Consider the following 20,955-nt stretch of genomic DNA (forward strand, 5'->3'; position numbering starts at 1 on the left):
GGGAGGTGATATTATTTTTCTGCTTGTTCGATAGCGGCGTGAATATTGTCTGGTGTTAAGTTCGCGCCCAAAAATTCCGCATTGGTGGGGAGGTCAATCACCAACTTGGAGACGCGGCCGATTTGCAAGGTGCCGCATGCCAACTCGTAGTCTTGGACATGGCCGCCGCCTGCGCGAGTGTCAGTGATAAAGTGCTCGTGATAGCCTGCGACATTGATGCCCTGGGTATATTGCGGGCTACGGAAACCAGCAATCACGCCATTCACATGATCAAAACGAAATTCTGGTTGGGCATCGATGGCCTCGAGCATGGGCTTGTATGGCGGTGTTTGCTTGGGCACGGTGCGCGTACGCACATGCTCGAAGGCACCATCAATTCGAACGGCACAGAACAGATTGTCACTTGGTACCAGTGTGTCGATTACGTCGTGCAGCTCTTGGCGCGACATGGGATGATCAAACCGTTGTGTAATGTCTGGTTTGAAAAAGGTCATAACGGCGAATGGTGTTTTTTGCTCAGGATCCGCGCGCCTTGCCGAACCATCGCCGCGTAGTTGAAAAATCGTCTGATCAAAGGCGATGAGTTCACCGTCCAATTGGTTAAAGGTCCCTAGGCCAAAGTCGCCATGCTCGAGCAGGTCGGCCATGGTGGTCTCGCCCTCATACACGCCATCAATCAAGGCACTCATCAATGAGGTTTGATAAATCTCACCTTCTCCTGTTTGTTGGTGATGCTTGAGATAGGCGGCGGCGACATGTTCTGCACAGTGGCAGGTTTGGGTGCTCATAAAGCGTCCTTATAAACCGAAGTCAGTTAGGTTAAAACCGAATCTTGATGATGCGAGGTTGAAGAAGGAGACACCAATACAAATAACGTTGGTTTTGATATCTAAAAGATATGGCACATGGAAAACGTGGTAAGATATTGAATCCAACAAAGTTGATAATGCGCAGCATTAAGGCATGACGATGGAGTTTAGGTATTTACGGTATTTCGTCACAGTGGCCGAGTGTCAGCACTTTACGCGCGCGGCTGAGAAACTGGGTATTGCTCAGCCGCCACTGAGCCAGCAAATTAAAAAGCTAGAACAAGAGATAGGTGTGCCCTTATTAGAGCGCCTACCGCGAGGTGTGTCGTTGACACCAGCAGGAGCGGTGCTTTATCAAGATGCGGTAAAAATTCTCAGTCAGTTAGATCAAGCCGTGCAGCGCACAAAGCAGGTTGCCCGCGGAGAACGTAATCAAATACGCCTCGGTTTTGCCAGCTCGACGGTCGTCAGCCAACAAGTGTTAGCGCTGGTGCGAGGGTTACAAGAACATCATCCCGATATTGATTTTCAGCCGGTCGAGCAGCCCATGCCATCATTAGTGGAGACACTTCGTCAACAAGAGGTGGATTTAGCTTTCTTACGTTTGCCTTGTTATGCCAGTGAACATGTGGCGCATACCGCCTTATTTGATGATCCCTTTAAACTGGTTGTCGCGGCTGACCATCCTCTCGCGACATGTCACAGCGTGACGTTGTCACAGCTCGGCAATGATCCGATCATTCTCTTCCCTCGTGATATCGGGCCTGGGCTCCATGATGCGTTATCTGATGCATTAAAAAGCGCAGGATTGACACCATCTTCTGCATCGCTTGCGCCACAACTCCATTCCGCAACCGCAATGGTATCCGCGGGTTTTGGCGTGGCCTTGGTTCCCGCTTCGCTAACCACCCAGTTGAGCGACCACGTGTCTGTGCTGTCGCTGGTACAGATGCCTTTGAGTAGCCAAGTGGTGCTGGCTTGGCAACGCACGAATACTGCCCAAGTGGTGCGTCGCTGTATTGCAACGGCACGCGAATGGGCGAATGCTCAGTAAGCCACCCAGATCGTCATCGCGTTCAACGCTAACGTGCGGCGTGTTGTAAAAATTCGAGTTGCATACGCTCTTGCTCGGACATTTGATAGGGTGTGTCCGACAATTGGTCAATGTCAAAGACGCCCAATGAATAGGTGTCTTTCGGAGTGATACCAAATTGTGCTCGCTCGCCGGGGGAGCCTGACATGCGTTCAATCACGATATTTTTTAGCTGCCACTGCTTATCGAAGCCGAGTAACGTTTGCTTAAACGCTTTTAATTCAACAGTGTGATCGCCTTCCTGAAGCCGTTTTTTGGTGGTGAGAAACGCAACGGGTTCGTCGTTTTGGGTGAACAGATTGGCGCGAAAACGATAGATTCCGCCCTTATCGACATTAAGTTGTAAAGGGATAATCATATCGGCATCACGACCAAAGACGGGGTTTATTTGCGCTAACTGGGCAATCGGCTGATATAGCCTAAAATCGGCAGTGAGCACATCATGCCCAGAATCAAAGTCTAGGATCGCCTTGAGACGTAACTCCATCGGCCAGCTTTCGTCTGGCTCAATCTGCCATGTGTCTCCCGACACGGTCTTTGTCTCAATCACCTGGTTGGTCCTGACATCAATAATCTCTAAGACGGTTTGATTAACAGGTAAAGAGGCAACCAATGACGCTTGGATCGGCTTGGGATAAAAATAGCGGTATTGACTTAATTTGAGCGCTGCTTTCTCGGTGCCATCAAGTATAGGAACGGGTGTACTGATATGCCGATTCCAGTGCAAATAAGGGCTTTGCGGCGAGGCGATGGGCATTGAATAAGGCGGATGTTGGATTTTTTCTGCATAATCCGATGCAATGTAGCTAAGCGAGTTTCGCATGCTAACCGGTACAATATCTGGCTCAGTGAGTTGGGTTTGTTGTGCGAACGTTGTGACCTCTTCGTCTGTTGTTTGGCTCGATGATGACGCACTCTGTTCGTTGGTACGCACTATCGTGTTGGTCGCCAGCGCCATAGACGCTGGTTCTGGTGTATCAAGCCACAAATAGCCGGTAATGCCGATAGCACTTATCAGAGTGACTGCCAGGATCAGTCTTGTCATTGCAACCCCTAATTAACGTGTAACGAACAAACTATCATGAGTGAGAAAAGTGAAGAAATCCGACAAGCTGCTTCCTCACCATAAAAAAGCAGCTTTGCCGATTTTGTCACAGTGTGTTGTGCTTATTGCGGTAGGGCGTACACGATCTCTGACAATGTGTCACGGTCCGAATCACGGACATATCGATATTTTTTGCCAAACCAACCATCCTTATCAAAGGTTTCAACTGAGATGCGTGATTGATCGCCAAGCTTGAGCTCTGGATCGGTGGCGGTAACTTTACCTCGATGCGCTGACTTAAAGATCGTGAGGTGGCTGTATTTATTCCCCATTAGCAACGGGTAGTGCATGGGGATAAAGCGTCTCACTCCTTTATGGACATAATCTAACTTGCCATCGAACTCAATCGCGGTCGAACAGCTATCAAATGCATCGACATCGGCAGCGCCACATGCAGAATGCGCGGCAACCACACCGTCATCACTGCCTGGAATAAAGGGAGATGTCGCCCCCAAGAAGTCAGAGCCATTGCCAACAAAGCGAATACGAGGGACACGGTTGTCAGGCCAGTTCGATAATTGGCGTGCGTTGGCGACTTTTAAATCGTTCAGAACGCCAATATTGTCTTTGTTCGGTAACTGACCCATCCAAAGCGATACCGCTTTTTTCATTGTGTGATTAAGCCAACCGCCTCCCTGTGCCACATTGACAGCAATGTCTGCCATTTCGACACCACCACCGGCACCGGCAAAATCGAAAGTCCCTACAATATTGAGCGGCTCAAGACCTGCGTTAATCAGCCAATTTTCTTGATTATCTAACAGGTAGCGTGCAACCAAATCGCCGGTAGAGTGGGTGACTAAAAGGCAGCCGGACAAACAGGTTTCTTGCTCTGAAAGGGTTTTTAGCGCAGGCCAAAGGTAATCTGAGGCGATTTTTCCTTCAATACGCTCATTGGCCGGCCAATCTATACGTGCATCGGCGTACTGCAGCCAGTAATCTTGCCAATAGTTAGCGCCATCTTGCACGACTTGATCGTGATCGGGGCGGCTTTGTAGTTGATCAGGCTGAAAACCGTGAATCAGTACCACCTTATAGGGGCCGATTGCGGCGAAGGCTGAAGCGGAAAATATGGCCGCCAGCATGAGTAATGCGCGATATATATTTTTCATTGTTGTAGCCAACTTGTTTTGAGTAAACACTCAGTATTATATAGCGGATTGTACAATAAGTGCCACAATGATAATTTTTTCATTAATCAGTAATTTGACATTATTGAAAAATATTTGTCTGATTTATTTGTCTGTTTTGTATAGAGAATAGACACTTTTGGGCTGTTTATTATCGTTTTTATTCATTTAATGGCTTGTTTTTAGTGTGGTTATTATTTTTTCTATTAATAGATTGGATCTCACTTTTATGTAAAGTGTGATCTTGTTTCTAATTAAAACGTTTACTATCGCAATGAATTATTGAGTTTTTTATAATCAAAAGAAAAAGCCTATGATTTACTTCGATGCCGTTGCTAGGAAACTCCATCAAGACCACAAATCTACTCGACTTGGCTTCCGAGAAGCCTTGGTACTGGAATGCCTGTTGTTGCATGCGCCTGAGACCGTGTGTAAGCAAACCTTGATTTGTTATGCGTGGGGAAATGAATACATTGGTCAAACATCGTTAGCCAAATCGATCAGTGCGCTAAGACGAAGCTTAATGACGATTAGCGCAGACCCGACCTTAGTGATCACCGTGCCGAAGCAAGGCTATCGCATGGTCGCTGGCATGGTAGAAACCAAGACTGTCGGCGAGTCACTAACAACCGTAGAGCAAACTAAGGTAGCCCCCGTCACGACGAATGCGGTAACGGGTCTCTCTGCTGCTGAATCGAGGCATGATGCTGACAATAAGGCAGTATCGAGTAAACCGATACGCCAGTGTGTCATGATGGCGTTGATGTTATTTGCCTGTGTGGCGAGCAGCGTGTTTGTGGTAGGAAAAATCAATGGCTGGCGTTGGAGTGATGTGGTTCAGCGAGGCGGGCTGACACAGAAACGTGTCGGTAGCCTTTATGTTTTTTACCCTCAAGAAACACGGCTTGACTTTCCGATTGAGCAGTTTTTGAGCCACAGTCAATGTGATTGCCTTGTATATGTAGAAAACAGGCACAAGATAGCAACGATGGTTTTTGTATCAAGAAAGACCAACCGTAGTGTGTTTATCCGCTATTCGCCTTTCAATATCAAGCATGCCACTAGTAAACTTGAGCAATTTCTTGCTGAGGAATAAAAATAGAGTATTTGCTTTATTTTTATGAGCCTTTTCGAGTGTGTTTTGCGACATCTTATTATTTAGATCCCTCTCATAGATACCCTTAATCAAATAATAGAGCCTTAACTCTAATATATATTTTTTGCTATGTTTTGCGTGATTTTTAGTTCTGAATAAATATCACGTTTTACTTTATGAGAATAAATATGAATTTAACCTAAAGTAATGAACTATAAGGGGAATTTAAATCATCGTTTTTCATTTTGTTTTTATTGTTGGCTATGGAAAGGTCAAAAAGGTCAGCTTTCGAATAGCTGGCAGACTCTAATAACACCTAACAAAAGGAAGACGTCAAATGGCGACAATCTCACGTACAACAACCTTGACTCTCTCCACCATCGCAGTGCTCGTCAGTGCGGGAGTTGCACAGGCGAGAGTCTATCCTGACCAAATTGTGCTTGATACCTTAGGCGATGACCAATGCCGGGCCAACTATCGGCCCTTAACGGCAGACGAGGCGAGTACCCACCGCCACTTTTTGAACGATCGCATGGGGAAATGGCAAATCGCTGGGCTCGAAGGCGATTGGGCGATCATGGGTAGCGGCTATAACGGTGAAATCAAACACTACGGTCAAACGAAAGATACATGGTGTTATCCCATCAATGATAAGGGCGATATTCCGGATTACGCCGCTCAAAGCGTACCAGAAGGGACTGAGCTCGATGTCCAATATTCACTGGTCAATAATCGCAGTGAATTTGTCAAACCGCTGAGCTATCTCGCGCATTACCTGGGTTACGCATGGGTAGGTGGTAATCACAGTGATTACGTCGGTGAAGATATGAACGTTTGGCGTTCCGGTGATCAATGGTTGATTCGGGGCAATAATGATGGCGGGTGTGATGGCTACCGCTGTGGTGATAAAACCACCATCAAAGTGGATAACTTTGCTTATACCTTAAATGACAGTGATTTCTGGCATGGTGATGTGGTTGAGTCCGATAAACAGTTAGTCAAAACGATTTCTGCTGTCGCCCGCAACAACCTCGACGAGCCTCAACAAGTGGTCGTTGATCTCAAAGTCGATAAGGCCACTAATTGGTCGAAAACCAACACCTATGGTTTTGCGCAAAAAGTACAAACAGAAAACGAATTTAAATGGCCATTGGTTGGCGATACCAAGCTCACTATTTCATTTGAGGCGAATCAAAGCTTTGCCAATAGCAATGGTGGCTCGAGCAGTGAGCAGGTGACGTTACAAGCACGTCCATTTGTTCCGGCGAACTCCGAGATACCTATTCGCGTCGAGCTTTATCGGTCGAGCATTTCTTATCCGTATCGCTTTGGCGCCGATATTAGTTATGACGTGACTTTTGACGGCTTCTTGCGCTGGAGCGGTAACGCATGGCACTCGCACCCTGAAAATCGTCCTACAGTACACCACACCTTTACGATGGGACGTAGTAGTGAGCCGTCTGCAGATATCGCATATCAATGGCATCACCGCTACATTCCTGGCGAAGTGAAATGGTGTGACTGGAGCTGGGCGGTTGAAAAGTATGGCATAGAAAGCATGCAGTGGGCAACAGGAAAAAGCTTACGTCCGTTCTATTCCTACGTGTCGGGTGATTTTTATGCGGAATCCCAGTATGCAGGGACTATAGAGCTTGGCCAAGCGAAGCCGATTGGCAAAGCGGCTTCCGCTCGCGTCAAGCGATCTATTTCGCCAATGACCACGACGGGCGAAGCGAATGGGGTAGAATTGATTTCTAACTTTGACTCCGATGAACTTGCGAGCCTCGGTTTCGACAATGCCGAATTGACCATCAAACCTGTGAAGTAAGCAGGAAGACCAAGCTGTCAGTAAAGAGGTCGCTCCCAAAGGTGCGGCCTTAATTGATTAGCCAGATTCATTTTTCTATCTATTGCCATTAAGTGCCTTTAGGAAACGTGCAGGGGTGCCGCCGTAAAGACTGTCAGGTGGCACGTCGTGTTTAACCACCGCATTGGCGGCGATGACGCTGCGCGCCCCGATAGTGACCCCTTGACAGATCACCACATTACCGCCAATCCACACATCGTCTTCTACCACAATGGGTTGGCACCATGTCTCCCATGCGCGGCGGCTTTGATAGTCGAGGGAGTGGGTAGGGGTGTAGAACTGCGTATTGGGGCCAATCAGCACATGGTTGCCAATCGTGATCGGTGCACCATCCAGCATAGTGACATTCATGTTGATTAAGGTGTTGCTGCCAACCTCAATGGTCTCGCCAAACTCACAATGGAACGGAGGTTGAATGACCGAACCTTCGCCGATGGTACGTAATAACGTGGTAAGCAGTTGCTTTCTTGTCGTCGTATCTAGGCTTTGATTGAATGCTAATAAGGTTCGTGTGGCATGGTCTCGCCTGATATCAATGGATCCATCGCTGTCATCAAACACAAGTCCTTGGCACATCTTTTCCCATTCGGTCATTATTTATCTCCTTATCAACCCCAAAACGACGGATGTTGCAGTTCTAGGTGACGTAAAAAAGCGCCACCTGGGGTAGCGCTTGATAATATTATCGTTACTTAGTTACTTAGTTACTTAGTTACTTAGTTACTTAGTTGCTATTGAAAGTAAACACGAACATCGGTTTGGCTCCGGCTGCCGTCGCCAGCGAGTAGCAAGTACAAATGTTGCTGGTTGCGTAAGTCGATCTCAATGTATTGATTGCTGCCGGGTCTTTCAGAGGCTGCCTGATTTTGCGCTTGCGTTGGCCAATACTCTTCAGCCGCAAACACGTTCAAATCACCTGTATCACCGTCTGCCATGACCCACACTTGCGCTTTGGTTGCGCCTTCAGGCACGTCGGCATACAGGTAACGGCGTTGATAGACGCTGATGCTATTGGGACTTGCGACCTTAAGCTGAGCCGGGCGCAAGTCATCGGTGCCAGCCGGTGTTTCAGGCTGTGGCTCTGGCGTTGGCTCGGGATCGACTTGGCCTTCCGCATTTACCGCGACAGTGACATCGGTAAAGTCTCCGCGTCCGGTGACACTTAAGGTATACCGGCCTGGCTCCACATCGTTCAGGGTCACGGTTTCATTACTGGTTTGGTTCCACTCGGTGGTGTCAAAGTCATAATAGTGCGCCTGGCGGTCTTTAGCGACGTAGAGATCAGCATTGCCTTGGCCCGCGATGCTAAAGGTAAGCGCAGTGGCGGCACGGTTCAGGTCGATCTGATAGAGATGTTCACTGTATGCCTGCCCGCTAATGGTGACGGTTTGTCCCAGGGACAGGGTTGTAACGTCTGGGTGCTCAGGTTCAGGATCTGGATCTGGACGAGGAGGCTCGCCGCCCTCTGAACTATCCAGCGTCGTCAGCCATTGCGAAAATGCGGGGCCATATTGTTCACCATACTCTTTGGCTAAGCTTGCCCATTGTTCAAATTGTCCAGTTCGCCCGGCTGCGAGCAACGCATCTACCGCTTCTGGGTGCTTTTCAAATAAGAAGCGTACGGCCAAATACCCCCAACGATACACACGATTAACATCATGTTGGTAGGTGGTAGCAAACACGTCACTGAGTGAATAACCGCCTTCTTTGCCCAAGTGAATTGCTTCGGCATAGTCATCGCCATGAGCCATGTATTCAGCAAAGCCTTCCAGCCACCACACGGTATGACCATGACGCAGCACGTCGTTGAAGTCGCCGTACATGTTAAAACGGCCATCAAGATAATGAACGTACTCGTGTTCGAGGTTCCAAATGGAGAGCGACTTACCCTCGTCATTGCGGTAGGCAATAAAGCGAGCTTGGTTGTCAGGGCTTGCTGGGTCGCCCTCTAAGTACTGGCCGCCGTTATCGGTCGAGTTACCAAACAAGAACGATGAATAGGTTTTGTAGTCCGACGGGTTATCAAATACCACCACTTCAACACTGTCGTTTAGATCATCAGCCACCGCTTGATAACCGGAGCGAACGGTTTGATGAAATGCGTTTTCTTTTTGATGCAGGCTTTCACAGGCTTGTTGAGACTGCGCTTGTGTCATGCTTTGTGAGCGGATCACGGCAGGACCATCACATTGATAACGATAGGGAACGATTTTGGTGGCTAACGTCGATTTGGCATCGATGAGGCCTAACTCCTTCATTTTATCTGGGGCAAACGCATCGACCATTTCAACCAGTCCGACCCAAACGGCATCGTTGGCGCCACCCAGAGGAAAACGAGGCAGAAGATCACGGTAGTGGGTCAGAACCCGTGCACGGATACTTGGCTGAGGTGCCATGAGTAATCGGCCCATCTCGCGGACCGTATTCGACACCAATAAAGCACCGTTTTCAGTTTGTGATAACTGAGGATTATCAATGACAAACTGGTAGAGACGATCGATCAAAGACAAGTCAGCTGCAAGCACATCGTAGAAGGCTTGACGCGATTGATGACCTGCCATGGCGACAAATAGATTGTTCAGCGCGTTGACATAGCCACGCTCTTGTAAGCGCGCTTGATTCAGGTTTTCCAGCAGTCGCAGTTGTTGGTTAAAGGTTTGTGGTAATTGCTTAATGCTATCGGCCATCAACGTCAGGCCATGTAATGCATCGGTTTGCGCACGGCCATCTTCGGTTGCAAAAGGGGATTGTAGAAACTGGACGATGGTATGCGCCAATGCTTTATCAAGCTTATCAGAATAATCAGCTTGGTCTGTGTCACCATAAAAGCGGACGTAATAAGCTGCGCGAATATATTCAGTGAGGTTGGCGATTTGGCGTGCTTGCGTTGCTTGACCTTGATATTGCGTGACGGTTTGCTCTAGTCGCTGAGCGACTTTGCGGACAAAGGCTTCTTGGTAAACGGAATCATAACGGCTTGATTGGGTATCGTACCAGCTTGTAAAGCAGCTGCGATCTGCATTCGCAATCACTTGGATAGGGCTAGCACTGGCTGCTAAATCGGCGACCTCGCATGACTCGCTAGCCCATGCACTGGTGCTACTTAGCGCGGCAAGCGCGATAAGTGCCGAAAGAGGCTTGGGACGGGAAGGAAATTCATAAGACATTTCAAGCTCCTAGTTTAATTTGGGCGGAGCTTTTATAACGATTTTCTCGATATTTTTGGCGAATTAAGCCCAAATATTAGGGCTTAGTTCCACTTTGTTTGTCTTATCAGCTACTTGTTCATCATTACGTTTCTTTTTCACGCAGGTGCAACTTGGCAATACGTTTGGTCACGGTATAGACGCGCTTCAGCGATTCGGTCCACTCCATTTCAATACTAAACAGTTGAAGACGATTGGGGTTATGCTCGACCAAACGCTCTGCTTGATGAGCCAGTACTTTATCCAATAGCGCGTTAAGGGTACGTTTGGTGTTTAGTACCCGCTTAGCCCGTTGCGTATCCCCACGTCGAATCGCATTCACGCTATCAAGTAACGCATGCGTCACCTTATCTTGGATTTCATCAAGCGTAGATTGCATTTCAGGGCTGATGCTAATCTCCGCATGAAGTGATTTATCCATGATGGGAACTAAGGTGTCTTCAATCAGATCAGCAATGCTTTCGAGTTGGTCGGTCACACTGATCAGCATGATTTGACGATCACTTTGTACCTGTGAAAGTGGCTCTTTACGCAGTCGTCCTAAGTAAAACAAAATATGCCCATGTAGAATATCTACTTGTTGCTCTAGAGTCTCTATTTTCCCCAGCGCCTCCACGGCAGCGCTTTGTTCTTGCTGCGTGGCCAGTTTTGAGGTTAGAGGCGGTAGGGCATTCATCATGTTACAAACTCTACGCCCAACGCGACCTATCTCAAGCTGTGCCTGGTCCATGGCAATGTCTGGCGTCATCAATAGTTCTTTCGACAAGTATTTCGGTGCGACAATCGGCCGTTCGCTGATCGTTGGTTTAGGCGTTTTTGGTATGATTTTTTTCGCCAGCCAAACAAATCCTCCCACGAATGGCAGCATAATAAGCGTATTCACGACGTTAAATAACGTATTCGCATTCGCGATTTGGCGCGGGAGCTCAGCTCCTAATCGTTCAACGCCGGTTAAATCAGGGTGAATCGGCGAAAGCGCGACACTCCAATCACTGAGCGTGCTGATCATTGGCAACCAAATGAATACGCCAATAATGTTAAAGAGAATATGAACACTGGCGGTTTGCTTGGCTTCGCGAGATTTGCCGATGGCGGCCAATAATGCGGTGACGCACGTCCCGACGTTAGCCCCCATGGCAAGTGCGATCCCACTTTCCAACGAAATAAAGCCTTGTCCCGCTAATACGATCACAATCCCGGTGGTGGCCGACGAGGATTGTACTAATGCAGTAAACAAGGCTGCAAGCAAGATAGCGAGGAAGGGGTTTCGCATTTGGGCCATGGCATCAATAAATGGCTGATAGCCGCGCAGGGGTGACATCGCCTCACTCATCATATTCATGCCCGTAAAGATAAGACCTAAGCCAAACAGCATCTTGCCGTATTGCTTGGTTTTATCGGCCTTGGCGGTAAATTGAATAAAAAAGCCAATAGCGACCATCAGATACGCGGCTTGGGTGATTTTAAAGGCCACAATCTGGGCCGTTACCGTGGTGCCAATATTGGCCCCCATGATCACGCCTGTTGCTTGTGTCAGCGACATCAAACCTGCAGAAATAAAGCCAATTAATAGCACTGTGGTGACAGAGGAAGACTGGATGGTTGCGGTCACACCGGCTCCTGTGAATACACCAGCCACCCGGTTAGTCGTTAGTCGCGCTAACAAGGATTTGAGCCGACTCCCTGCGGCATTTTTAAGCGCATTGGACATCTTATCCATGCCGTATAAAAACAGAGCAAGACCTCCGAGCAGCCCCATGAGCATGGTCGGGTAATGAATCGACGATGTGTTGGCCTCAGCGGCCCAGACAGCGGTAGGGATGAGGAGAAGGAGCAGCGCGAGGTGATGCCAGCGTCCGATTGTGGGAAATACCTTTTTTTGCATCCAATCCATCCATAACTTAATTGTTACCAATAATCATTAACATAGATGTAATAAATCAGTAATGCGAGAGATAGGTACCATTATCGGCGAGAATCGCGCGGGGATCACAATACGTCATCGCTTCACTGGCAAGGGATAGGGCGCATGATCAGTAACAGACAAATGAAGCGGCTGGCATGATGCCAGCCGCCATGGAAACTAGCCTTGGCAACGACCTTGGTAGCGCCAAACCCATTGGTTGGACATAGGATCAATGCCCCAATTGTTTTGTGAGGCTTGGAAAAAGTGTCCTTGATACTGAACCTGTACGCCGGCCGAGTAATAATTGTATTGACTCCAGCTAGGCATATTGGCGCAGCGATTTTTTTCTACACCGCGGTCATCAACCCGGGCTAAGACATTCGTGGTGTAGTTACCATTACTGGTTACCGTGACATAAATGTCTTGGCCTTGAACTTGGCTAAAGCCACAATACTCATCGTTGCCCGAATTGGTTGAACGACAGTCATGATCATTCGCGCTTGCCGGGCGACCGACAGCGGCATATAAATCGACATCGCCTTGGCCGCGATAGGTTTGTAGCCAAACCGTACCGCGTGGTGCGGATTGAACCACAAACTGCTGTGTGCTTCCCGCTGTACCTTGAATTTGCACGGGCTGCTCTAAGGTGAGCGGTCTTAGCTGCGGCTCGGGTTGTGGTTCAGGCTCTGGTGTCGGTGTGCCACCGCCACCTTGGCAGTTTTGCATCTCGATACCGACTTCTGCAAAGGCCTGACTCACTGCCCCCGCAGGGTAGTTAAGGTCTTTAGCTGCTTCGCAAACCCCATTCGCGCCTTGTTGGAAGCTCGCGTTAGGACGCCAGTAAAGTTGGTTAGCGGTGGCAAATGCGCGGAAGGCCTTTTTGATATTCCACTGTTCGCTGGTGGCCAAATGATAAAAGGCTTTGTTATAAATCCCCGAGCTTAAGTGGACATCAATGCCTTGATAGTAACGATCAACGTGACCAATAGAGCGACCGTCTTTACTGGGGTTAATGAAATAACGCATGGCTTCGCTATGCTTCATCACATCTTCACCCATTTTCCAGTTAAAGTCGCCGAATACATACTGGCCTAGCGCTGCGGCAGCGATATCTGAAAAGGCTTCATTCATGCCACCAGACATTCCGCGATACTCTAAGCCAGAGTTTTGCTCGGTAAAACCATGACTGACTTCGTGTGCAATCACATCCCAAGTGGTAAGCGGGTACATGCTGCGATTTCCGTCACCAAATGTCATCTGGCGACCATCCCAAAACGCATTACCGTAGCCTTGACCATAGTGAACACGCATTGTGAGCTGCTGGCGAATAGGGCGAACACCTAACCAATCTTGATACATGTTGAAAACTTGCTGACCAAAGTACTGCGCATCATTCATCGGGGCATAGGCGCCGTTGACTTGGCGATAGGTATTTTGAGGGCAATTAAATTGATGAACTTGTCCGCCCCATTCACGGTTGTTCATATTAATGGTTTTCACGTCGGGGCTGTCCATTTGGCAGCGACTATTCACCTGGAATCCACCGAGCTGCGTGTTCGGACCAAAGTTAAACCGACCACTTTTTTGGTTCCCTCCTGGGCCACTCGCTTCTAGGTGAGCGATGCCTTCCCAGCTATCTAAAACAGTGCCGGATTTCGCATCGATAATTTTAATCGGGCGTGACGGATGGCCATTATCGCTGGCTAAATAGTCGACTTTATACACCAGGCGCGCAGTTTGCTGCTCATCAAGCCAAATCAACAACTGTGTGTTCGCATCTGGTTGCTTAAATTGCCGCGCATTTGGGGTAGATTCGCCCTGTGCAATGGCAATAGCCTGTTGCTGATTCAACATCGGCAGCGTGCTGCCAATATCAGACTCAATACCGGTGACGACCTCGCCTTTTACATCCGGCGCAAAATTGCGCGCCGATGTGTTCTCAACCACCGAGTAACCATAAACAGGAATACCGTAATGAAGTTGTTGTTTGCGAACCAGAGATTGGCCACCAATGTTAAGGCGAGATTGCTCTTGGTAACTTAATGGAGAGCCATTCACCATGGCACTGCGAGATTGCTCAGGTGCGAGTGCTTCGCTCAAATCAATACTGGTCGCATCGACAATATTGGCGGCATAAGCGGGCAACGCAAGTGGAATAAATAAGGCAAGTAACGTTTTACGCATAATATCCTCGTTAGATAGGAAAGATCCTGGTTACTATCCACAGCCATTGCTAGAGTAAAATGTGATTGGGGTCATAGTGTCGATCCGGTTCAAAATCTGTCTAGAAAAATGGTACCTGGCTTCCATTTTTCTGTCGTTTTTGCAGCGACGCTAGATAACGTAATGAAAACAAAGGAGTGATGCTGTGTATCGCCGAGGATGGCTGGCTTTGATGTTGATAGGATGTTTATGGACCGTTCCGGCCGAGGCGAGCGATCAGGCGTGGCAATCGCCTGCTTATATCCTTGACGCTTTTTACCGAATAGCAATAAAAAGCGAATATATTGAAGGGGAGCAGGGCATCCGAAAGTGGCAAGCGCCGATTCGGTATCATATTGCCCATCCAATCAATAACAGTGAGCTACATGATAATTTAGTGGCGTACCATCTTAGTCATTTGCAATCAATCACTGGGGTAGCCTTTACCCCAACCGAAAGGCCTGAACGCGCCAATCTATCGATCGTATTTACTAATCATGCCCGTTTTTTAGACGATGCACGCAAACAGTTTGCGACGGACGATGTCTCGCCATTAGAGAACGCGATATGTGCTGCCAACATTAAAGTGGATAGACACGGGGTAATTCAGTATGCGGCGGTGGTGATCCCCGTCGATCTCGCCCGATCAAAAGGTAAGCTGGTGGCGTGCGTGGTGGAAGAGTTGACGCAAGTCATGGGGTTACCCAATGACGATAACCGAGTCTATCCGTCTATTTTTAACGATCAGAGCTCGCAGCAGTTACTGACTGGACTCGATAGCCTACTGTTGCAGCTGTTATATCTCGATGCCGTAAAACCAGGGCAAAACTGGGAAACCACCCAGGCAATTATTCGGCCCGTGATCACAAAGTGGGCGCAAGATGGCACCATTAATAACGCCCATCGAGCAGTAAAAACCGGAAAACTCTATCCGTTACTCGGATGGTAGCCTGGCCGAAGATGCCAACGTGTTGATGATTGGTCTGCCCGATAACAAAAATTGTTGAAAGTGATTTAGACATTTCGCCAACTTAGACGACACTTAAAGGGTGGACTAATAATGTCATAACGATTTGGGGAGGCGACATGGAGTCGATTACAGTCAAAGATTATATGAACAAACGACCGGTTACATTCTCGCAGGACATGCCGTTGTCTAGTGCGCTCGAAAAGTTACTTCGTAGCCAGCAAACGGGAGGACCAGTCATTGATGCTAATAAGCGTTTGGTGGGCTTTATATCCGAGCAAGATATGTTGCAGCAGTTGTTACGAGACAGCTACCACTGTCAAGACTCACACACCGTCTCAGATTGCATGACGCCCAACGCGTTAGCGGTGGAATCAGAAGACAGTATCATTAAACTGGCCGAAATGATGGCACCGACCAAACCTAAACTGTATCCGGTCGTCGATGAAGGTAAATTAGTTGGGATCATCACGCGTCGTGACATCCTGCGCGCCATTGGGATGCAGATGGGCGAATGTTTAACCCACCCTGTGTGACCACAGTACGATACGCACGCACCCTACTGAGCCGTCAGTAGGGTGGTTGGATTGAGCACCCTCTCTCGTTTTTCGTCTATTTTTTAATCAGCATACTCTGCTGTTATCCTGCCTTTTAATATTGATATTTCAATAACTAAAGCGATGATCGTGATAGATCGTGCGATTTTTGATGCCAGATTTAAGGTTTTCTGCTATTGTGCTGCCCATTGGCAAGCTGGTGGCCTGCCGTGCGGATACAGAGGTTAGCCCCTGTCATGCAGTGAATACGATAAGCAGGATGCGGGAATATCGTGGGTGTGGAGGCCAGCATTGACTTTACGACAATATCAAATGAGGTAGAAAAAAAGGTTAAATTGGACGATCAGGGAGGACGAGGTGAGAGAAACAAAGAGGTTATATGTATCAACTCAATTCAATTGGTGCACTAGAATCATTCTTGATTGCTATTGGTGTACTTTTTCTAGGCCATTTCGTTAATTCAAAAATTCCCGCATTACGTAAGTTTAATATTCCCGAACCTATTGTTGGGGGGTTAATCATTGCTTGTGTGATTTCAGTTTTACATTATAACGGTATAAACTTTAAATTTGATCTACCGTTAAAAAACACCTTTATGCTAATGTTTTTTGCCACCGTTGGCTTGGCAGCCAATTATAAACAGTTAGTCAAAGGTGGGCTAAAGGTTTTCTGGTTTTTAGCGATCGCGTCTGTCTATATTATCATTCAAAATGCGATTGGCGTTAGTTTTGCCTCGCTGCTAGGCCTTGATCCGTTAATGGGCTTAGTCGCCGGTTCAATTACGCTATCAGGTGGCCATGGTACTGGCGCAGCCTGGGCACAGATATTAACCGATGAATATGGGATTCAAAGCACGCTTGAGATCGCAATGGCCTCAGCCACACTCGGCCTCGTTATTGGCGGGATTATTGGTAGCCCTGTTGCTCAGCGTTTGATTAATAAACACCAACTCGAATCTGAGTATGGACGTGGGACAACAACGCACGAAAAATATCCTGAATTAGTCACATATAATGAAAATGAAGAAGATAAAGTCACTGCTAAAAAAGTGATTGAAGTCTTGTTTATTTTGTTATTGTGTATTACAGGTGCAAGTCATTTATCTGAATGGGTTAGTCAGTTCAACATTCAGTGGCTCATGATCCCTGACTTTGTTTATGCGTTATTCTTGGGTGTGATCATCACCAATACGTTAGAGCTGTTTAATTTACGCAAGCTTGAATCAGAAACGGTTGATATGGTGGGGACGGTCTCTCTGTCTCTATTCTTGGCGATGGCTTTAATGACGCTGAAGTTATGGAATATTCTCGACTTAGCCGTGCCCTTTCTGATTATTCTGGCGATTCAATCGGTAGTGATTGGGTTGTTTAGCTATTATGTCACCTTTAAGCTAATGGGAAGCGATTATACCAGTGCGGTCATTGCTGGTGGGCACTGTGGTTTTGGCTTGGGGGCGACACCGACGGCAGTCATGAACATGGGCTCGATCGTTAACCGCTTTGGGCCAGCGCCTCAAGCCTTTATGGTCGTTCCTATTGTCGGTGCGTTCTTTATCGACATCGTGAATCTCATTATTCTGCAAGGATATATTTTTGTGATTCAGTAACCCATTGCGGGTACGTCGCGGTAATTAAAATTAACGCCCAGCCATTCAACGGCTGGGTGTTTTTATAGTGATACATCCGTCCTTGACTCTGGAGTGGGCTCCAACCCTTATACTGTCCGTAAATGATAAACACAACGACCAACAAAGGAGTCGATTATGTGTAAACACTGCGGACACCACCATTGTCACCAACCCCATCACCAAACCGTTTCTCAGTCCACAGAGGCGGTGACAAACACATGTCAAGAAACAAGTTGCTGTTCGAGTCATCAAGATGGCGAGGGCAATGCGGGTGACGACGATCCTGACAGGCATCGCTTTTCCTCTTCTGTGACTCATGAATGGGCGGTGACGGGAATGGACTGCCCAAGCTGTGCTGCCAAACTAGAGAAGGCGATTCACGCCACACCGGGTGTTGAAAGTGCGACAGTACTGTTTGCGACTGAAAAGTTACGGGTGTCTCTCTCCCACAATGCACCCGCTGATACGCTTGCGGCGATTCAGTACGCGGCCAAAAAAGTGGGCTTTCCACTGCTGGCATTAAATCAACCCGCTATAGAGCCTTCTGGCTGGCAAAAGTGGCGCGATGATGCACTACTGTTTGGATTGATTGGCAGCATGCTCATCGCCTGGGGCCTGCATTATTGGTCTCCCTCACTATCAGACTGGTTATTTACCGGCGCCACCGTGGTCGGATTAACGCCTATCTTACTCAAAGCGGGCAGGCTGGCACGTCAGGGATCCCCGTTTTCCATTGAAACACTGATGAGTATTGCCGCACTCGGTGCCCTCTACCTAGGAGAAACGACGGAAGCGGCCATGGTGTTGGTACTGTTTCTCATTGGCGAGCGGCTGGAAGGCTATGCCTCGACGCGTGCCCGTGACGGTATTCAATCATTAATGGCGTTAGTGCCAGAAACCGTGACGCGAGTGGGCAAAAACGGTGAACGTGAAGCCGTTGCGGCGAGCACATTAACGCCCGGTGATGTGATTGAGATTAGCGCCGGTGAGCGTTTGCCGGCGGATGGCAAGTTGATGGAAATGGTGGCGAGTTTTGATCAAAGCGCCCTGACGGGAGAGTCGATTCCGGTCGATATTGAAGCAGGCGACACCGTGATGGCAGGCAGTTTAGCCACCGATAAAACGGTGACACTGACGGTGACCTCTGCCCAAGGTGAAAACGCCATTGACCGAATCCTGCATTTGATTGAGCAAGCCGAGTCAAAAAAAGCACCGATTGAACGCTTTATCGATAGATTCAGTCGTTGGTATACCCCGACGATGATTGGCGTAGCCGTGTTAGTGGTTGTCGTTCCCCCCCTCTTTTTTGCTGCCAGTTGGCAAGAGTGGTTATACCGTGGCCTAGCACTATTATTGATTGCATGCCCCTGTGCGCTAGTGATTTCCACACCAGCGGCTATCACCTCGGGCTTGGCCACGGCAGCACGTCGAGGCGCGTTAATTAAAGGGGGAGCGGCGCTAGAAAGCTTGGCAAGTATCAACGCAGTATCCTTTGATAAAACGGGCACACTGACAGAAGGTAAGCCCATGGTCACGGATGTTTGCGTGTGGCAAGGCGATGAAACCACGCTGTTGCAACTGGCGACAGCGATCGAACGCGGTAGTCATCATCCATTGGCTAAATCACTCGTGCTCTACAGCACGGAACGCGGTCTTTCTATCCCCGATGCGACAGGGCTTCAAGCCAATGCAGGCCGAGGCGTAGAAGGGACAGTCGACGGCCAGCTTGTTCGGATGGTTGCGCTCGACAAACTCTCGGACGCCACGCTCGAGCATGCGCAGTATCAACAGGCCAGTCAGATCGCGGCACGCGGAGTCACCGTTGCGGTAGTGATGGTCGATGAGCGCCCTTATGGCATGATTGGCTGGCGCGATAAATTGCGCGAGGACGCACGTGAGGCGATTGAGCAGATCCGCGCGATGGGGATCCATCCTGTGATGCTGACAGGGGATAACCCGACAGCCGCTGCTGAAATTGCCGACGAGTTAGGGGTTGATTATCGTGCTGGACTATTACCTGAAGACAAGGTTGCGGCGGTTGAAGCGTTCGCGAGTCAGTATCGGATCGCCATGATTGGCGATGGCATTAATGACGCTCCTGCAATGAAAGCCGCTCAGTTGGGGGTCGCGATGGGCAGTGGGACGGATGTTGCGCTTGAAACTGCCGAGGCAGCATTGAGCCATAATCGTTTAATTGAGCTGCCTCGCGTTCTTCAGCTCGCGCGCGCGACGCAAGCCAATGTGCGGCAAAACATCACGATTGCGCTAGGACTAAAAGGGGTGTTTTTGGTCACCAGTGTGTTAGGGATCACCGGTTTATGGGTGGCTGTACTGGCAGACAGTGGGGCGACAGCGTTGGTGACACTGAATGCATTACGCCTGTTGCGTGATTAGGACCAAAAATGAGGACACCCTATGTCTGCTTTTACCTTTATAAAGTGATGTCGATCTCTAAATCCTGAAATCTGTAAGAGATGATAGTGCAATATGTCGATTATGGTCACATAAAAAGGAGCAGATTTGGGTATCCTAAACACATAATCAATAACGAGTTCAGGCCTACCTCGGTAGGCCTTACATTATTTTAAATGCTGATGATAGCATCCAGCGAGGAGACTGATTATGTCTGATACCCCTGTATTCCACCTTGGCGTCACAAAAGCCGATCTACAAGGCGCAACCACTGCCATCATTCCTGGTGATCCTGCTCGCGTTGAAAAAATCGCGAACTTGATGGAAAACCCAACGTTTCTCGCCTCACAGCGTGAATATACCTTGTACCTCGGTTGGCTAGATGGCAAATCCGTGGTGGTTTGCTCAACCGGCATTGGTGGACCGTCAACGTCTATTGCGGTAGAAGAATTGGCGCAATTAGGCGTGAATACCTTCTTGCGTGTTGGTACTACAGGCGCTATCCAGCCTGACATTAACGTCGGTGATATGATCGTGACCACCGGCTCTGTACGTCTTGACGGTGCCAGTACTCACTTTGCACCGATGGAATTCCCAGCGGTGCCTGACTTTGATGTTGCGACCGCGATGAAAGCCGCCGTTGATGAAGATGGTGCTACCGTACATACAGGGGTGACCGCATCAAGTGATACCTTCTACCCTGGCCAAGAGCGTTATGACACCTTTAGCGGTCGCGTTGTGCGTCGTTTCCAAGGCTCAATGCAAGAATGGCAAGAGATGGGTGTGTTGAACTTTGAGATGGAATCGGCCACTTTGCTGACCATGTGTGCCAGCTCAGGCTTACGTGCTGGTTGTGTCGCGGGTGTGATTATCAACCGTACGCAAAAAGAAATCCCAGATCACGCGACCTTAAAAGAAACGGAAGCACGTTCGATCAAAGTGGTGGTGGAAGCGGCCCGTAAGCTACTATAAGCTAGC

At 48.5% G+C, this 20,955-nt stretch carries 15 protein-coding genes; 8 read left to right on the forward strand and 7 right to left on the reverse strand.

Annotated features, from left to right (window positions below; translation table 11 throughout):
- Nucleotides 1-11: 11 nt before the first annotated feature.
- Nucleotides 12-788: an acetolactate decarboxylase gene (gene budA / locus BZG75_RS07445; protein ID WP_077461066.1), complete on the reverse strand. Its 777-nt coding sequence runs from the start codon at nt 786-788 to the stop codon at nt 12-14.
- A 181-nt stretch (nt 789-969) separates the two neighbouring features.
- On the opposite strand from budA, the gene BZG75_RS07450 reads away from it, so the two are divergent.
- Complete coding sequence (locus BZG75_RS07450) at nt 970-1,863, forward strand: LysR family transcriptional regulator (protein ID WP_077486300.1); 894 nt, start codon at nt 970-972, stop codon at nt 1,861-1,863.
- A 28-nt stretch (nt 1,864-1,891) separates the two neighbouring features.
- Here the strand turns inward: BZG75_RS07450 and BZG75_RS07455 are convergent, their stop codons facing one another.
- The gene (locus BZG75_RS07455; RefSeq protein ID WP_077576601.1) at nt 1,892-2,947 is read right to left on the reverse strand and encodes a hypothetical protein; all 1,056 of its coding nucleotides are present in this window, start codon (nt 2,945-2,947) and stop codon (nt 1,892-1,894) included.
- Between the two features lie 122 nt (nt 2,948-3,069).
- The gene (locus BZG75_RS07460; RefSeq protein ID WP_077576602.1) at nt 3,070-4,119 is read right to left on the reverse strand and encodes a hypothetical protein; all 1,050 of its coding nucleotides are present in this window, start codon (nt 4,117-4,119) and stop codon (nt 3,070-3,072) included.
- A 331-nt stretch (nt 4,120-4,450) separates the two neighbouring features.
- On the opposite strand from BZG75_RS07460, the gene BZG75_RS07465 reads away from it, so the two are divergent.
- Both BZG75_RS07465 and BZG75_RS07470 read left to right on the forward strand, forming a co-directional pair.
- The gene (locus BZG75_RS07465) at nt 4,451-5,233 is read left to right on the forward strand and encodes a transcriptional regulator (protein WP_077576603.1); all 783 of its coding nucleotides are present in this window, start codon (nt 4,451-4,453) and stop codon (nt 5,231-5,233) included.
- A 337-nt stretch (nt 5,234-5,570) separates the two neighbouring features.
- Nucleotides 5,571-7,061: an aerolysin family beta-barrel pore-forming toxin gene (locus BZG75_RS07470; protein ID WP_077576604.1), complete on the forward strand. Its 1,491-nt coding sequence runs from the start codon at nt 5,571-5,573 to the stop codon at nt 7,059-7,061.
- Between the two features lie 75 nt (nt 7,062-7,136).
- On the opposite strand, the gene BZG75_RS07475 is transcribed toward BZG75_RS07470, so the two are convergent.
- The 4 genes from BZG75_RS07475 to BZG75_RS07490 form a co-directional block, all read right to left on the reverse strand.
- On the reverse strand, nt 7,137-7,694 hold the full coding sequence (locus BZG75_RS07475; protein ID WP_077461072.1) for a sugar O-acetyltransferase: 558 nt from the start codon (nt 7,692-7,694) through the stop codon (nt 7,137-7,139).
- A gap of 137 nt (nt 7,695-7,831) precedes the next feature.
- Complete coding sequence (locus tag BZG75_RS07480) at nt 7,832-10,267, reverse strand: M9 family metallopeptidase (protein WP_077576605.1); 2,436 nt, start codon at nt 10,265-10,267, stop codon at nt 7,832-7,834.
- A 124-nt stretch (nt 10,268-10,391) separates the two neighbouring features.
- Nucleotides 10,392-12,191, reverse strand: a complete 1,800-nt coding sequence (locus tag BZG75_RS07485) for a Na/Pi cotransporter family protein (RefSeq protein ID WP_242413588.1) — start codon at nt 12,189-12,191, stop codon at nt 10,392-10,394.
- 198 nt (nt 12,192-12,389) lie between these two features.
- Nucleotides 12,390-14,396 carry a M4 family metallopeptidase gene (locus tag BZG75_RS07490; protein ID WP_077576606.1) on the reverse strand — a complete coding sequence of 669 codons (2,007 nt, stop codon included), beginning with the start codon at nt 14,394-14,396 and terminating at the stop codon, nt 12,390-12,392.
- A gap of 184 nt (nt 14,397-14,580) precedes the next feature.
- Between BZG75_RS07490 and BZG75_RS07495 the strand changes: the two genes are divergently transcribed.
- From BZG75_RS07495 to udp, 5 genes are all read left to right on the forward strand, one after another.
- Nucleotides 14,581-15,363: a DUF2927 domain-containing protein gene (locus BZG75_RS07495; protein WP_077576607.1), complete on the forward strand. Its 783-nt coding sequence runs from the start codon at nt 14,581-14,583 to the stop codon at nt 15,361-15,363.
- A gap of 137 nt (nt 15,364-15,500) precedes the next feature.
- Nucleotides 15,501-15,917: a CBS domain-containing protein gene (locus BZG75_RS07500; protein ID WP_025744667.1), complete on the forward strand. Its 417-nt coding sequence runs from the start codon at nt 15,501-15,503 to the stop codon at nt 15,915-15,917.
- A gap of 400 nt (nt 15,918-16,317) precedes the next feature.
- The gene (gene gltS, locus BZG75_RS07505; RefSeq protein WP_077461076.1) at nt 16,318-17,544 is read left to right on the forward strand and encodes a sodium/glutamate symporter; all 1,227 of its coding nucleotides are present in this window, start codon (nt 16,318-16,320) and stop codon (nt 17,542-17,544) included.
- A gap of 156 nt (nt 17,545-17,700) precedes the next feature.
- Nucleotides 17,701-19,959 carry a zinc/cadmium/mercury/lead-transporting ATPase gene (locus BZG75_RS07510; protein WP_077461077.1) on the forward strand — a complete coding sequence of 753 codons (2,259 nt, stop codon included), beginning with the start codon at nt 17,701-17,703 and terminating at the stop codon, nt 19,957-19,959.
- Nucleotides 19,960-20,187: 228 nt separating this feature from the next.
- The gene (gene udp, locus BZG75_RS07515; protein ID WP_077461078.1) at nt 20,188-20,949 is read left to right on the forward strand and encodes a uridine phosphorylase; all 762 of its coding nucleotides are present in this window, start codon (nt 20,188-20,190) and stop codon (nt 20,947-20,949) included.
- The last annotated feature ends 6 nt before the right edge of the window (nt 20,950-20,955 follow it).

Source organism: Salinivibrio sp. AR640, from assembly GCF_001995405.1.
In the GTDB taxonomy this organism is placed as follows: Bacteria; Pseudomonadota; Gammaproteobacteria; order Enterobacterales; family Vibrionaceae; genus Salinivibrio; species Salinivibrio costicola.

Bases quoted from the DNA above. Each gene is read 5' to 3' on its own strand.
- budA (WP_077461066.1), bottom strand. From the start codon at position 788: ATGAGCACCCAAACCTGCCACTGTGCAGAACATGTCGCCGCCGCCTAT.
- BZG75_RS07450 (WP_077486300.1), top strand. From the start codon at position 970: ATGGAGTTTAGGTATTTACGGTATTTCGTCACAGTGGCCGAGTGTCAG.
- BZG75_RS07455 (WP_077576601.1), bottom strand. From the start codon at position 2,947: ATGACAAGACTGATCCTGGCAGTCACTCTGATAAGTGCTATCGGCATT.
- BZG75_RS07460 (WP_077576602.1), bottom strand. From the start codon at position 4,119: ATGAAAAATATATATCGCGCATTACTCATGCTGGCGGCCATATTTTCC.
- BZG75_RS07465 (WP_077576603.1), top strand. From the start codon at position 4,451: ATGATTTACTTCGATGCCGTTGCTAGGAAACTCCATCAAGACCACAAA.
- BZG75_RS07470 (WP_077576604.1), top strand. From the start codon at position 5,571: ATGGCGACAATCTCACGTACAACAACCTTGACTCTCTCCACCATCGCA.
- BZG75_RS07475 (WP_077461072.1), bottom strand. From the start codon at position 7,694: ATGACCGAATGGGAAAAGATGTGCCAAGGACTTGTGTTTGATGACAGC.
- BZG75_RS07480 (WP_077576605.1), bottom strand. From the start codon at position 10,267: ATGTCTTATGAATTTCCTTCCCGTCCCAAGCCTCTTTCGGCACTTATC.
- BZG75_RS07485 (WP_242413588.1), bottom strand. From the start codon at position 12,191: ATGCAAAAAAAGGTATTTCCCACAATCGGACGCTGGCATCACCTCGCG.
- BZG75_RS07490 (WP_077576606.1), bottom strand. From the start codon at position 14,396: ATGCGTAAAACGTTACTTGCCTTATTTATTCCACTTGCGTTGCCCGCT.
- BZG75_RS07500 (WP_025744667.1), top strand. From the start codon at position 15,501: ATGGAGTCGATTACAGTCAAAGATTATATGAACAAACGACCGGTTACA.
- gltS (WP_077461076.1), top strand. From the start codon at position 16,318: ATGTATCAACTCAATTCAATTGGTGCACTAGAATCATTCTTGATTGCT.
- BZG75_RS07510 (WP_077461077.1), top strand. From the start codon at position 17,701: ATGTGTAAACACTGCGGACACCACCATTGTCACCAACCCCATCACCAA.
- udp (WP_077461078.1), top strand. From the start codon at position 20,188: ATGTCTGATACCCCTGTATTCCACCTTGGCGTCACAAAAGCCGATCTA.